The following is a 13253-nucleotide window of genomic DNA, read 5'->3' as shown; positions in this document are numbered from 1 at the left end:
CTCCCCCGGCGCTTTGTGTACCCGGCAGTAATGAGTTTTCACGCGGCACCCACAATCGTGCCAGTGTCCACTGGCCGCAAGGGCGCTGGTCTGGGACGGCAGCGCCCAGGACAGAGACCCGCGATCACGCCCCGGACAGCCGGAACGCGTCGAGCGCGGTGTCGAAGTGCCGCTTGGCCTCGGTGCGCGAGGCGACCGGGGAGGAGATCCACACATCGATCATCCGGCCGCCCTCGTCCCAGCTGAGGTCGTAGGTGTACCGCGAGCCGCCGTCCTGGGCGCTGCCGTCCCAGACGAACTCCCAGAGTCCGGCCTGGAGCCCGTTGTGGGTGGTCTCGGTGACCTGTCCCTGACGGTAACCGCGGTAATCGGCGGGGCCCTTGGCGTGCGCCGTGCGCATCGCGCCCAGCGGCCCCTCCGGCACCTGCTGCTGCAGCTGGATGCCGATCCGGAACCGCTTGCCCTGGGAGTAGTAGTAGACGCGGTCGTTCTCGTAGGAGCGGGTGAAGCCCTCGGGTACGGCGAGCGCGAAGCCCTCCGGGTCGCGGACCAGGCGGTATCCGGCCGGGATCTTGCCGGTGCCCCCGGAGGCCGGCGGCGCGGTGACGGTGGGTTCCGCCGAGCCTGAGCCGCCGCTCTGCGGTGACCCGGTGTCCGAGGCCTGCTGGGACCGGCTGGGCCGGCCGCCCGTGCCGGTGCCGCCGTCGGTTCCGCCCTGGTTCATCAGCAGTACCGCGATGCCCGCGCCCACACCGCCGATCACCACCGCCGCGAGCGCGACCAGCAAGGCGGTGCGGGCCCGGCCGGTGTGCGGGCGGGCGGCCGCCGCCAGTGCCCGGTCGTCGAGCGCGTCCCGGATCGGCATACCCGGCGTGCGGCCGCCCGTCCGTCCGCCGGGTCTGCCGGCGCCGCCTCCGGCGGGTGTACGGGCGGGAGTGGCCGGGCCCGGAGGCGGCGTACCCGCGACCGGAGCACCCTCACTGGGCGGGTGCCCACTGGGCGGGTGCTCCCCCGGCAGACCGCCGTCGGGGACGTCGTACAAGGGGGCGTGGACGTCCGGCCCGGGATACCGCGGGACGTCCGGCCCTCCGAGGAACGGCCCGCCCGGTCCGCCTGGTCCGCCCGGTCCACCCAGTCCGCCCGGTCCGCCCGCGCCCGCCACGGCCTCGGCCGCGAGGCCCGCGGCCCCGCCGTCTCCGACCCCACCGTCTGCGGCGCCGTGACCGCCATGGCCGCCGTGACCGCCATGGGCGCCATGGGCGCCATGACCGCGACCAGCCCCCTGCCCCAGGTGCCCGCCCGGCCCGCGCTCCGGGGCGCGGCCCGACTGCAGATAGCCGCGCAGCAGCCGCTCCGTCTCGGCGACGCCCAGCCGCCGCTCCGGCTCACGCTCCAGCAGGCCGTGGACGACGGCGTGCAACGGGCGGGCGGATTCCGGGAGTTCGATCTCGTCGTACACCACCGCGTGCAGCACCCCGCCCAGCGAGTCGCGGTGGAACGGCGAGGCACCGCTCAGCGCGGCGCACAGCAGCACCCCGAGCGACCAGAGGTCGGCCTCGGGGCCGGTGCCGCGCCCGGCCATCCGCTCCGGCGCGGTGTATTCGGGCGAGCCCACGAAGCCGCCGGCGTCGGTCAGCGTCGTGACGCCGGGCACCTGGGCGATACCGAAGTCGGTGAGCACGACCCGGCCGCTGCCCGACTCCATCAGGACGTTGGCGGGCTTGATGTCGCGGTGCAGCACCCCGCGGGTATGCGCGGCCCGCAGCGCGCCCAGCAGCGCGATGCCGATCCGGGCCGCCTCGCGCGGGGCCACCGGTCCGCCGCTCTGCAGCCGGTCGGCCAGCGACGGGCCCTCCACCAGCTCCATCACGATCCACGGCCGGCCGTCCTGTTCGACGACGTCATGCACGACGATCACATTGGGATGCTTGATCTGCGCGACGGTCCGCGCCTCCCGCATCGCCCGCTCCCGCTGCACCCGCGCCTCGGGCTCGGCCGTTCCCTCGTCCAAGTGCAGCTCTTTCACCGCGACTTGACGACCCAGCACTTCATCGGTGGCCCGCCAGACCGTTCCCATTCCGCCGCGGCCCAGCCGTATTCCCAGGCGGTACCGGCCACCGATCAGTCGGCCCTCGCCCCCGAAGATCCCCATGGCCCCATCTTGCCGCACCGCCGCCCTTCCGGCAGGGGCGGCACCCATGGACCGGCCATGGTCATGCGTACCCTGCCGCTGACCTGGTCCGCTGTGATGCACTGCCCTCATGGAGGCAGTTGTGGCAAGCGTCGTGGCCGTCGTGGGCACCCTGTTGGGTTCCGGAATCACCCACGTCTTCCAGAGCCGTTCGGCCGACCGCAGCGAGCGGTTCGCCCGCGCGGAGCGGCTGCGGCAGGAGCGGATCGACGCGTACTGCGCCTACGCGGGGGCGCTGCTGGAGTACCGGCGGGTCCTGGTCCACCGCTGGTTCGTCCTGCACGAGGACGACCGCTGCGGTGAGGACACCCCGGAGCTGCGCGAGGAGGTGTACAAGACCCGCTACAGCGCCCAAGAGGCCATGTTCCGGGCCCAGATGGTGTCCGACGACCCGGAGATACTCGACCGCAGCGAGCAGGTGATGGCGGCGACGACGGAGTTGCACTGGGCCCCCGACCGGGAGGCCCTCACCGAACTGCGGGCCACCACCCGCCAGGGCATCCGGGATTTCATCGCGGCCACGTCCCGGCATGTGCGCTGATCAAACGGACGGCAGCCGGACGACACGGGGTGGAACCTCCACCGGCTCTCCCACCGTCCTTGACACAGTGAGGCTGTTGTACGGGAACTGCCGGTACGGCGGCCACGAGAGGCGGATCGGGGGTCGGTCATGGTGATGCAGGACGGTGGAACGGTGGATGTCCGTCCGGGTCCCGATCCGGGCCGGGCCGCTCCGGAGCACAGCGGCGCCTATCTCGCGACCGGCCTGTGCCTGACGCTGTACGCCGGTGTGCTGGGCGCCTGGACGGTCTTCGGCATCACCCAAGGGGACGGCAGTACCTGGGACTTCGTCGAGGGCCTGTTCAACCCGGGCGCCTCCCCCACGACGCAGATCCTCGGCCCGTACGAATGGGCCTTCACCATCGCGTTCCTGGTGATCGCCGGGATGACCCTGGCCCAGCGGCGGGTGGCGCGCTCCGCGGCGCTGCTGTCCGGTTTCGTACTGCTCGCCCTCTCCCTGCGGGAGGGCGTGGGCCTGCTCCACGCCGCCTACCGCCACCAGTACACCAACGACCCGCTGGGCAGCTGGGCGCTCGCCACCCGTGGACTGGGGGTGGTGGTGGCACTGGTCGTGCTGTTCTCGATGTTCCCGGCCACCGAGCGCGCGCACGACAACCGCCCGCCCGCCGCCGGCGCGGCCGGCCCGGACGACCGGTGGCGCCGCATGTCCCGCATCTGCGGAGTGCTGTTCCTGGTCATGGCGCTGGCGGAACTCGGCTGGGCCCTCCGCGATCTCACGGCCACCGGCATGGACGCGGGCCGCTATCTGCGCGGGGTGGTCGACGGTTCGGTGCTCGGCGCCCTCGATCTCGCGGCCTCCGCCGAGTTCACCACCGTCGGCTCGGTCCTCGTCCTGCTGATCCTCGGCGTGCTGGCCCTCCGAGGACGCCGCGAAGTCCGGGGCGCCCTCCTGGTGTTCGCCGCACTGGAGCTCTACATGACCGTACGGACGGTGGTGTGGCTGACCGTCTCCGACTTCTTCAACCGCTCCTTCGAAACCACCGAGGGCGCCCTGTCCATGGCCACCACCGCCTACGGCCTGGCCGCCATGACCTCGGTCGTCGTCCTGGCCACCGGCCACGGCTCCGGCCCCTACGGCGAGCCCCGCACGGAGGGCGTCCGGGCGGCGGCGGTGGGGCGGGAGGGGTGGCTGTAGGGTCCTGCCCCGCCGCGCACGGACGGGGAGGGGCCGGGAGGTTCAGCCGCCCGCCCCGAGTTCCTTGCTCATGAACAGCGCGGTCTCGCCCTCGCTCGACGTACCCCGATAGAGGGTGGTGTCGAGGCCACAGAAGCTGAACCCCATCCGCCGGTAAGCGCGGATGGCGGGAACGTTCACATTCGTCGTCTCCAGCCAGGCCGTTCGCGCTCCGAGGCGGCTCCCGTACGCGCAGGCCCGCTGCATCAGCGCCGCGCCGACCCCGAGCCCACGGTGCGTGGACGCCACCGCGATCTGCTGGACGACCAGGCGGCGATGCCACTCCTCGACCCCGACGGCAACAAAACCGCACACCGTCCCGTCGTCGACGGCGACTTCCACGTGCACGCCATCAGCCACCCCGTCGTCCTCGCCGTCCTCATCGTCGGGGAAGGTCTTGACCAGCGGCGGATCGACGAAGGCCGACCGCAGCGCGAACCCCTCGTCCCCCACGACGACCTCGTAGACGGTGTCCGTGGTGAACGAGTCGTCGATCGCGTCGATCTGCTCCTTGTCCGCGGGCTGTGCTTCTCGGTACACGATGGGTCGTTCGGGGGTCACCTGTACTCCGTGTCCTTGGGCAACTCGGTTATCCAGCAGACGAACGGTCCATGTCTTGCGTTCCGCCGCGACCGAGGCTGTAGGAGCTGACCCTCCGCGCACGGGCGTAGCGTGGGTGGTACGTCCTTCTTGCGGGGGTGGCCATGGAGTTGTTCCACGAGGAACCCGGTATCGGTGAGCGTATTGCCCGGCTGCGCGCACGGCGGAAACTGACGCAGGAGGGGCTCGCCGAACGGGCGGGCCTGTGCGTCGACATCGTCCGCAAGCTGGAGCAGGGCGTTCGCCGGACGGCGCGGCTGACAACGCTCAATGCGCTGGCCAGAGCCCTGGACGTGGAGCCGTCCGCGCTCGTCGGGCAACCCGCCACCTTCGAGGTGCGCAGTGAGGGTGATCAGCCCTCCGTCCTGGCGCTGCGCCAGGCCATCTCGCCGGTGTCCGACCTGTTGGGTGGTGATCCGGACCCCGAGGATCCGCCCGGCATCGCGGCACTGCAGGCCTCGCTGCGTTCGACGGAGCGCATCCGCCGTGACGGGCGGATGGGGGAAATCGGTGTGCTGCTGCCGCAGTTGATCAGGGACGCCAAGGCGGCCGCCCGCGCCGGCAGCGGGGCCGAGGCCGCCGCGGCGCACTCGGTCCTGGCCGAGGCCTACCAGGTCGCCGCGACAACGCTGACGGCGCTGGGCAAGGAGGACGCCGCGTTCACCGCCCTCGAACGGTCGATGGCCGCGGCGGCCAAGGGAGACGATCCCCACCTCCAGACCGTCGGCTTCTCCAGCCTCGCCTGGATCCTCACCAAGCAGGGGCGGCTGGCCGACGCCGAACGCGTCGCGCTGAACGCCGCCGAACGCATCGAGCCGGGGTTCCGCTCCCCGCCGGCCGAACTGGCGCTGTGGGGAATCCTGCTGCTTCGCGCGGCAACGGCCGCGGTCCGCCTGGAGCGGCACGACACGGTACGGGACTTGCTCAACCTGGCGAGCGCGGCAGCGGCGAGGATCGGCACAGACCGCCTCGATTACGCGACTCCGTTCGGCCCGACCAACGTAGGCGTGGCCAAGGTGAACTTCCTGGTGGAGATGGAGCAGAGCACCGAGGCCCTGCGTGCCTCACGCACCGTGCCCGAACTGCAGGCGCTCCCGCCGACCTGGCGTGCGCGGTTCCACGTGGACCGCGCCCTGGCCTTCGCCGACCTGCACAAGGACGACGGCGCACTACAGGCGCTGCTCACCGCCGAGCGCACCGCGCCCGAATGGATGCGCTACCACTCGACGAGCCGTCGCCTCGTGGCCGACCTCCGCCACCGCGAGCGGCGGCGCACCTCACCGCTCACGGAACTGGCCAGCCGCCTCGGCCTCGACGGGTAGGACAGGGCGTCCCACCACCCGCGGAAAGTGGCACAGCACGTCACTGTCCGGGCCGCGGCCTGCTGCCTAGCGTGGACGCGCCGTCACACACGACGGCCCCCTGGGCGACCGCTCCGGCGCCCCAGGGGCCTCGCCCACCCGACGAAAGCAGGTCGATGTGACGCACGCGCTCCTCGTCCGCTCCGGTCTCCGCCCGTACGCCCCGGAGGCCGCCCGATGAACACCCCCCACACGCCCCACACCCCCCGCCTGCTCCCCTGGACCTCCCCCGACGACAAACCCTGCTATCTCTTCACGGACCGGGAGGGCGGCTACGTCGCCCGGTACGCCGACGACGTCGAGGCGCTGCAACTCGGGATGGGGATCGGGCTGCTGGAGCATGCCGGGGATCTGATCGGTGATCCGGCGGCCGATGCGCGGCAGTTGCGGTATTTGTCGGCTCAGCTCAGTGCCGCGTTACGGGATGCGGTACGGGTCGCGGAGAGCCGGGGGGAGCGGCTGAGGGGTGGCGAAACCCCGCCTGACCAGCGACTTTGAGGGGACGACAGGTCGTCCCTTGGCGATGCGGGGGAGATCCCCCTCCGAACCGCCCCCGCACGCCAAAGGCGGCCGTCGCGTGTGGGGGTCGCGGCGGCCGCCGATGTGAACTGCAACGCGTCCTGGGCTTGTGGCCTCTTCAGTGGTGCAGCATGAGAACCACTCTGCCCGCGGGGGCCTCCCCTCGGCATCCTCCAGAGGTCGCGGGCTCACCCCCGCCGCTCGGCGGGGGTGGGGGTCCGTCGTAAGGCGGTCCCCGGTGACAGAGGAACGGAATCGCGCAGCGCCGGGCGGTTCCGCGGGCTCGGATGGGTGCGAAGGAAAGGGGCGGCCGGTGATCCGTGTCGCTGTGGTGGACGACGAACGGCTGGTCAGGTCGGGACTGCGGATGATTCTGGGGACCGCCCCGGACATCGAGATGGTCGCGGACTGCAGTGGCGCCGAGGCCGTGGACACCGTGCTGAGCTGTGCGGCCGACGTCGTACTGCTGGACATCCGCATGCCGGACGTGGACGGGCTGACCGTACTGCGCCGGCTGCGCGCCGCTCCGGAGCCGCCCGCGGTGGCGATGCTGACCACCTTCGACGCCCAGGAGTACCTGACGGCGGCGCTGCGCGAGGGCGCGGCCGGGTTCCTGCTCAAGGACTCCGATCCGGAGCAACTCGTACGGGCCGTACGGACGCTGGCGGAGGGCGGCAGCGTGCTCGACCCGGGCGTCACACGTGCGGTGATCGGGGGCTATCTGACCGCCGAGGACCAGGCGTCGGCGGCGCGCGCGGTGAGCGGGCTGACCCCGCGGGAGTCGGAGGTGCTCGCCCTGCTCGGCGAGGGCCTGGGCAACGCCCAGATAGCCGACCGGATGGGGCTCGCCCCCAGTACGGTCAAGGACCATGTACGCGCCCTGCTGGGCAAATTGGGCGGGATCAACCGCATCCAGGCGGCCATCGTCGCCGACCGTGCCGGCCTGGTCGCGGGCACCCCCCGGGGGGCGTGGTGAGGGCCCGGGGCGGGCGGAGCCGTCTGCGGGTGCTCGCGGGGGCGGTGGTGGATCGCGGGGAGGCGAAGGGGCGGGCGCTGGCGCGCGGGGTGCTGGGGCGGCGGCTGCGCGCCCTCGCCCCGGTCGTGATCCCGGTGCTGCTGGCGATCGCCGACGCGATGCTGGTCAACGGCCTCGAACTCGACCTGGAGGTCGGCGTCTCGATGCTGGCCGCGGCGGCCCTGATGCTGCGCCGGCGCTTCCCGCTGCTGGTCTTCCTCTTCACGCTCCCCGGGCTCTACATCGGCTACATCTGGTTCGCGCCGATGATCGGGCTCTACACCCTGGCCGTCCGCCGGCCCGGCCGGGCACGGCTCGGCCTGTGTGCGGTGCTGCTGATCACCGCGCACTTCTTCCCGTACCCGCTCTCCGACTTCGTGCTCACCGACTACCGCGAGAACACCCAGGTGCTGATAGACGCCAGCGTCACCTCGGCCGCGCCGATCGCCCTGGGCCTGCTGGTGCGCACCCGCCAGGAACTCGCCTCCCGCATCGAGGATCTGACCCGTAGCCGGCGCCGTGAGCACCGGCTGCTCGCGGACCGGGTCAAAACCACCGAACGCGCCCGGCTGGCCCGTGAGATGCATGACGTGGTGGCCCATCAGGTCAGCCTGATCAGCCTGCAGGCGGGCGCGGTGCAGGTCAGCACGGAGGACGCGGCGGCGCGCGCGGGTGCCACATCGATCCGGGAGCTGTCCGTGCGGACCCTGGAGGAGCTGCGCCACATGGTGGGCGTACTACGGGCGGACGGCGGCGAGGCGGCGGAGGCGGACGGCCTGGCTCCGCAGCCCGACTTGGAGGAGTTGCCGCGGCTGATCGAGATGAGCGCGCTGGATGTGACGTACGAGGGCGGTGTGGTGGCCGGCGCGAGCGGCACGAAGACGGTGGAGCGGGCGGCCTTCCGTACGGTCCAGGAGGCGCTCACCAACATCCGTAAGCACGCGCCGGGGGCACGGGTCCGGGTGCGGGTGGATCCGGTGGATCCGGGGGACGCGGTGGACGCGGTGCGGGGCAGGGGTTCCGGACGGGCGGGGAGTTCCGCACGGGGCGAGGGTGCCGGAGGGGCCGGACGGGCCGAGGGGTGCCGTGCGGCGCACGGGCTGCGGGTGGAGATACGCAACGGGCCGCCGGACGCGACGGCGACGGTCCCCGCGCTTCCCGGGGGCGGCCACGGGCTGGTGGGGCTGCGCGAGCGCGCCCAGAGCCTCGGCGGGACGCTGGAGGCGCGTCACACCTCCGACGGCGGCTTCGTCGTACGGGCGGAGTTTCCGTACGGAGCGGGGTGAATCAGGCAGAGACGGGCATACGGGGGCAGAAAGACCGCACCCCGGGCGCGTTCAGGCGGAGAGCGGTGCGGCGGCCTCGTCGACGGCGGTGTGCAGGTCCGGGTAGACCTCGAAGAGCCGGCGGACACCCAGCGCGGCGAGCACACGGTTGACGTGCGAGCCGTCCACGGCACCCTGCGCGGGGAGGATCAGCCGCAGCCGCCCCTGACAGGAGCGCATCAGACGGCGGGCGGCGATCAGCACACCGACACCGCTGGAATCGCAGAACCGCACCTCGGAGAGGTCGAGTACGAGCGATCTCCGGCCGTCCGCCACCGCGTCGTGCACATGCTGACGCACCGCAGGCGACGTGACCAGGTCCATCTCCCCGGACACCTGGAGTACGGCCCATGGGCCCTGTTCGTCCTCTGCCACCTTCAACGACACGCGCTCGAAGCCTTTCGCTCGCTTTCGGACCGGATGGGCCCGGTTGCATCCGGAACTCATCCTTCCCCGCCTCGACTGCCCGGCCTCTCTCCCCTGAAACTCTTCCGAATCCTTGGCGCAACAGGCAGTCCGCCTAAGGCTATGCCCCAGCGGCCGCACCTTTTCGCCGACATCCGGTCACACACGGATAACACATCACCGTATGTGGACACGAACGATCGGCATCGATCCGCTTCGATCGGGCAGTATCGCCACAAAGCGAGACCGTTTTCCTCGCGAGGTCTTTACCATCCCCGTCCCCCTCGGGGCTCGGTTTGCCGCAAAGGAGCGTGCGTTGTCAGACCCGCGCACTACATTCGATGGCACGGTGGTTTCTGTGATCGTGCGCACAGCTCCGGGCGTGAGCGCGTGTGCAGGAGTGACGGCTGAGGAGTGAGCCCGGAGGCGACGGGCAGGGATGGGGTTCCGATGGGACACGACGCGCCACCGCGCTGGGACAGGCGGATGCAACAGCGGCTCGCCCACGGCGAGGCCGCTGCGCTGGGCGAGCTCTACGACCGCTTCGCCTCGCTCGTGCACAGCCTCGCCCACCGTGTCCTGGACGACGAGGACGCCGCCGACCGCCTCACCCGCGAGGTGTTCACCTACATCTGGGAACACCCGGATTCCTACGACCCCAAGCAGGGCCCGCTGCGCTCCTGGATCGCCGGTGTCACCCGCCACCAGGCCGTCCAGCGGCTGCGCCAGACCGAGGCGGCCTCGGCGCGCGACTGCGGAGACGGTGCCCCGGCGCCCGCCGAGATAGAGCAGAAGATCCGCGAGGCCTCCACCGCCGCCCGCGCCGACTACATCGTCACGTCCATGCCCGCGCCCCTGCGGGCCGCACTGGAGCTGGCGTACTTCCAGCGCCGGGACTACCGCCAGACCGCCGCCGACCTCGGCGTCACGGAGGACGAGGCCCGGCGCCGGCTCCGCCTGGGCCTCCAGCTGCTCTCCACCGCCCATCACCACCAGGCCCTGCCACCCGGCCACCGCGCCTCGTACTCCGCACGCGCCCCGCGCTCCTCCCCCGCCGCGCCGCACGCTCCCCGCGGCCCGCTCCCGCCGCACACCCAGCACACCGGCCCGGGAACCTCCGCACCGCCCGGTCCGGGCCATGGACGGTCGCGGTGAAGGGCCCGGACGAATGGGACGGCCGCGAGCTGCCCGGCAGCCCCGGTGAGCGGCCGCGGATACCCTCCCCGCGCTCCGCGGCCGAGGACCACGGCCCCCTTCCGGACACCCCGCCGGTGCCCGTCGCCGACCCGGTGACCGACCCCTTCGGCACCCTTCCGGACGCCGGGCCCGGGTCCGAGCCGCCCGCCGCGCCCCTGCCCGTCCCCGACCCGGATCCGGCCCCGCCGCACCGGATCCTCAAGTCGCTGCTCGGTGCCTGGGCGCTGTCGGCCTGCTCCGCCGAGGAGACGGCCGCCGTCGAGGCGCATCTGACCGACTGCGCCTCCTGTGCGGACGAGGCGCTGCGGCTGCGCGATGCCGTCGGGCTGCTGCATCCCGCCGACAGCCTCGACCTCGATCCGCTGCTGCGCTCCCGCGTCCTGGAGGGCTGTCTGGGCCGGCGGCCGGCCCGTATCCCGGTGCCCGACTGGGCGTCGCCGTACGACGCGGAGACCGCCAAACTCGATGCGCTGCTGCGTGACATGGGCGAGGCGGAGTGGCGCGCCCCGGTGCGGCTGCGCTGGTTCGAGGGCGAGCGCCCGGTCGAGCGGGAGACCACCGTCGCCGGTGTCATGGGGCATCTGATGGCGGTGGACGGCCTGGTCGCGACGGCGCTCGGGCTGACCGACCCGCTCGGCACCGCCGCCCCGCCCGGCACCCCGGACCCCCTCATCCGTACGGAAACGTTCTGGCGCGCGGCGGACGAGAAGCAGAATCCGCTCGCCATCCACGCCCCGTGGCGCGACCAGAGCTACGCGCTGATGAGACAGGTGTCGTTCGCCGGCAGCAAGGTCGCCGAACTCGCCGTTCCGTACGGCGACTTCCGGCTCGCGCTGCGCGACTCGTTCCTGGACCGCGCCTTCGAGTGCTGGGTGCATGCCGGCGATATCGCCGAGGCGGTGGACTATCCGTACGTTCCCCCGGCCGCCGGGCATCTCCACCAGATGGTCGACCTCGCCGCCCGGCTGCTGCCCAGTGCGCTGGCCGACCGCCGCCGGGCCGGGCTCGCCGCGCCGCCGCAGCGGCTGGTCGAGGCGGGCGCCCCGGGCCGTACGCTCCATCTGGAGGTCGAGGGCAACGGCGGTGGCCATTGGTACATAGCGCTGGACTCACCGGCCGCCCTGGGCACCCCGGACCGCACCGTCGCGCATATCGCCCTGGACAGCGCCGAGTTCTGCCAACTTGCCGCCGGCCACATCTCCCCCGAGGAGGCCGCCGCCGGCCAGAACGGCGAACGCGACGCGATCCGCGATGTGCTCGCTGTCCCGCCTCTAGCGCTCGCCGTAGGGCTGGCCGTAGGGCTCACCGGCAGGGGCGGCTTGCCAGTAGGGGGCGGTCGAACATGTCCCGTAGGGGGTCCGAGCGCCCCCTCGGGGCCACAACGTGAGCGGTGCGGAAGGTATTCCGGCTGTTACGCGAAGACGACCGTCCGGCTGCCGTTCAGCAGCACCCGGCGCTCGCTGTGCCACTTCACGGCCCGCGCCAGCGCCTGGCACTCCACGTCCCGGCCGATCGCCACGAGCTGGTCCGGGGTGACCTCGTGGCCAACGCGCTCGACCTCCTGCTCGATGATCGGGCCCTCGTCGAGGTCCGCGGTGACGTAGTGCGCGGTGGCGCCGATGAGCTTCACCCCGCGGGCGTGCGCCTGGTGGTACGGCTTGGCGCCCTTGAAGCTCGGGAGGAAGGAGTGGTGGATGTTGATGATCCGGCCGGACAGCGCCTTGCACAGATCGTCGGAGAGCACCTGCATATAGCGGGCGAGGACGACCAGCTCGACGTTCTCCGCCGCCACCAGCTCCAGCAGCTGCGCCTCGGCCTCGGCCTTGGTGTCGCGGGTGACCGGAATGTGGTGGAAGGGGATGTCGTACGAGCCGACCAGCTCGGCGAAGTCCGTGTGATTGGAGACCACGGCCGCGATCTCCACCGGCAGCGCGCCGATCCGGGAACGGAACAGCAGGTCGTTGAGGCAGTGCCCGAACTTGGACACCATCAGGATGACCCGCATCTTCTCGTCGGCCCGGTGGATCTGCCAGTCCATGCCGAAGGAGTCGCCCACCGCCGCGAAGCTGGCCCGCAGCTTGTCGACGCTCACCGAGGTGTCCGCGCTGAAGTGGACCCGCATGAAGAACAGCCCGGTGTCGTGGTCGCCGAACTGCTGGCTGTCCTCGATGTTGCAGCCGGTGATGAAGAGGTAGCTGGACACGGCATGCACGATGCCCTGCTTGTCCGGGCAGGACAGGGTGAGGACGTACTGATCGTGCGGACCGGGCTGGGTGGTGGGCTGCGACTCGCTCATGACCTCATAGGGTCGCACACCCGCGGAGCAGGTCAGGCCGGGGCTTCCGCCTGACCGGTCATGATGGCCAGCACCTCCAGCGAGCGCGGCGCGGCATCGGGGTCCTCACCGTCCGCGGCGGCCAGCTGCACATGGGCCTCACGGGCCGCGTGTACGGCCTCCGGCCAGCCCTGGTGCGCCATGTACGCGGCGACCGGGGCGTCCGCACCGACCTGGTGCATGATCCGCAGCACGCGCAGGACGGCGACATCGACGAGCTGTGCTTCCTGGGCGTCCCGGAAGATCGTGCCGATGTACTTCTCGGCGGACCAGTTGTCCAGCCAGGTGTCCTCGACGAGCCGGTAGACGGCGTCGGTGACATCTCCGTACCCGGGCCGTCCGGCCAGCCAGGTCTCCTGCTGGAAGGCGGGGTCGGAGAGCATGTGCAGCGCGGAGCGCACATTGCTGCGCCAGCGCCACCACGGCATGTCGTTGAGTGGCATACCGCCCATGGTGGTCGAGCGGCGGCCGCGACGGGAAGACTTCTCCGAACCTTGCACAGTATTGGATCGTACGTTCCGCACAGATGATCTCAAGCGGCCCCCCGGA

The 13253-nt window shown here is 72.0% G+C and carries 12 protein-coding genes and 1 pseudogene; 8 read left to right on the top strand and 5 right to left on the bottom strand.

The window, feature by feature from the left end:
• Positions 1-124: 124 nt before the first annotated feature.
• Positions 125-2152, bottom strand: coding sequence for a serine/threonine-protein kinase (locus tag NUT86_RS25070; RefSeq protein ID WP_274737666.1), 2028 nt, complete (start codon positions 2150-2152; stop codon positions 125-127).
• A gap of 121 nt (positions 2153-2273) precedes the next feature.
• On the opposite strand from NUT86_RS25070, the gene NUT86_RS25065 reads away from it, so the two are divergent.
• Both NUT86_RS25065 and NUT86_RS25060 read left to right on the top strand, forming a co-directional pair.
• On the top strand, positions 2274-2732 hold the full coding sequence (locus NUT86_RS25065) for a hypothetical protein (RefSeq protein ID WP_018089611.1): 459 nt from the start codon (positions 2274-2276) through the stop codon (positions 2730-2732).
• A gap of 129 nt (positions 2733-2861) precedes the next feature.
• Positions 2862-3908, top strand: a complete 1047-nt coding sequence (locus NUT86_RS25060) for a hypothetical protein (protein WP_159486682.1) — start codon at positions 2862-2864, stop codon at positions 3906-3908.
• A 42-nt stretch (positions 3909-3950) separates the two neighbouring features.
• Here the strand turns inward: NUT86_RS25060 and NUT86_RS25055 are convergent, their stop codons facing one another.
• A complete protein-coding gene (locus NUT86_RS25055) occupies positions 3951-4508 on the bottom strand; it encodes a GNAT family N-acetyltransferase (RefSeq protein ID WP_266445702.1) in 558 nt (185 codons plus the stop codon).
• A 143-nt stretch (positions 4509-4651) separates the two neighbouring features.
• Here NUT86_RS25055 and NUT86_RS25050 point away from each other — a divergent pair, with 143 nt between their 5' ends.
• The 4 genes from NUT86_RS25050 (at position 4652) to NUT86_RS25035 (ending at position 8728) form a co-directional block, all read left to right on the top strand.
• Complete coding sequence (locus NUT86_RS25050) at positions 4652-5869, top strand: helix-turn-helix domain-containing protein (protein WP_274737664.1); 1218 nt, start codon at positions 4652-4654, stop codon at positions 5867-5869.
• Positions 5870-6085: 216 nt separating this feature from the next.
• Positions 6086-6406: a hypothetical protein gene (locus NUT86_RS25045; protein ID WP_274737662.1), complete on the top strand. Its 321-nt coding sequence runs from the start codon at positions 6086-6088 to the stop codon at positions 6404-6406.
• 334 nt (positions 6407-6740) lie between these two features.
• Positions 6741-7403 (top strand): response regulator, encoded by a 663-nt coding sequence (locus NUT86_RS25040; protein ID WP_018089616.1) that lies wholly within the window; start codon positions 6741-6743, stop codon positions 7401-7403.
• Between the two features lie 44 nt (positions 7404-7447).
• On the top strand, positions 7448-8728 hold the full coding sequence (locus tag NUT86_RS25035; protein WP_274737659.1) for a sensor histidine kinase: 1281 nt from the start codon (positions 7448-7450) through the stop codon (positions 8726-8728).
• 51 nt (positions 8729-8779) lie between these two features.
• Here NUT86_RS25035 and NUT86_RS25030 read toward each other — a convergent pair whose 3' ends face one another.
• Positions 8780-9154: an STAS domain-containing protein gene (locus NUT86_RS25030; RefSeq protein WP_026169623.1), complete on the bottom strand. Its 375-nt coding sequence runs from the start codon at positions 9152-9154 to the stop codon at positions 8780-8782.
• Between the two features lie 468 nt (positions 9155-9622).
• Here NUT86_RS25030 and NUT86_RS25025 point away from each other — a divergent pair, with 468 nt between their 5' ends.
• Positions 9623-10327, top strand: a complete 705-nt coding sequence (locus NUT86_RS25025; protein WP_190076357.1) for an RNA polymerase sigma factor — start codon at positions 9623-9625, stop codon at positions 10325-10327.
• Positions 10324-11628, top strand: a pseudogene (locus NUT86_RS25020) (zf-HC2 domain-containing protein); the annotation flags it as partial. The gene NUT86_RS25025 and the pseudogene NUT86_RS25020, both read left to right, overlap by 4 nt.
• A 152-nt stretch (positions 11629-11780) precedes the next feature.
• Here the strand turns inward: NUT86_RS25020 and purU are convergent.
• Both purU and NUT86_RS25010 read right to left on the bottom strand, forming a co-directional pair.
• Entirely contained in the window at positions 11781-12665 is an 885-nt protein-coding gene (gene purU, locus NUT86_RS25015) for a formyltetrahydrofolate deformylase (protein ID WP_018089621.1), read from the bottom strand.
• 32 nt (positions 12666-12697) lie between these two features.
• On the bottom strand, positions 12698-13156 hold the full coding sequence (locus NUT86_RS25010; protein WP_018089622.1) for an SCO4402 family protein: 459 nt from the start codon (positions 13154-13156) through the stop codon (positions 12698-12700).
• Between the last annotated feature and the right edge of the window lie 97 nt (positions 13157-13253).

This window comes from Streptomyces sp. G7(2002) (assembly GCF_028870195.1).
Taxonomy (GTDB): domain Bacteria; phylum Actinomycetota; class Actinomycetes; order Streptomycetales; family Streptomycetaceae; genus Streptomyces; species Streptomyces nigrescens.
This window is presented reverse-complemented; position numbering and strand designations above follow the sequence as displayed.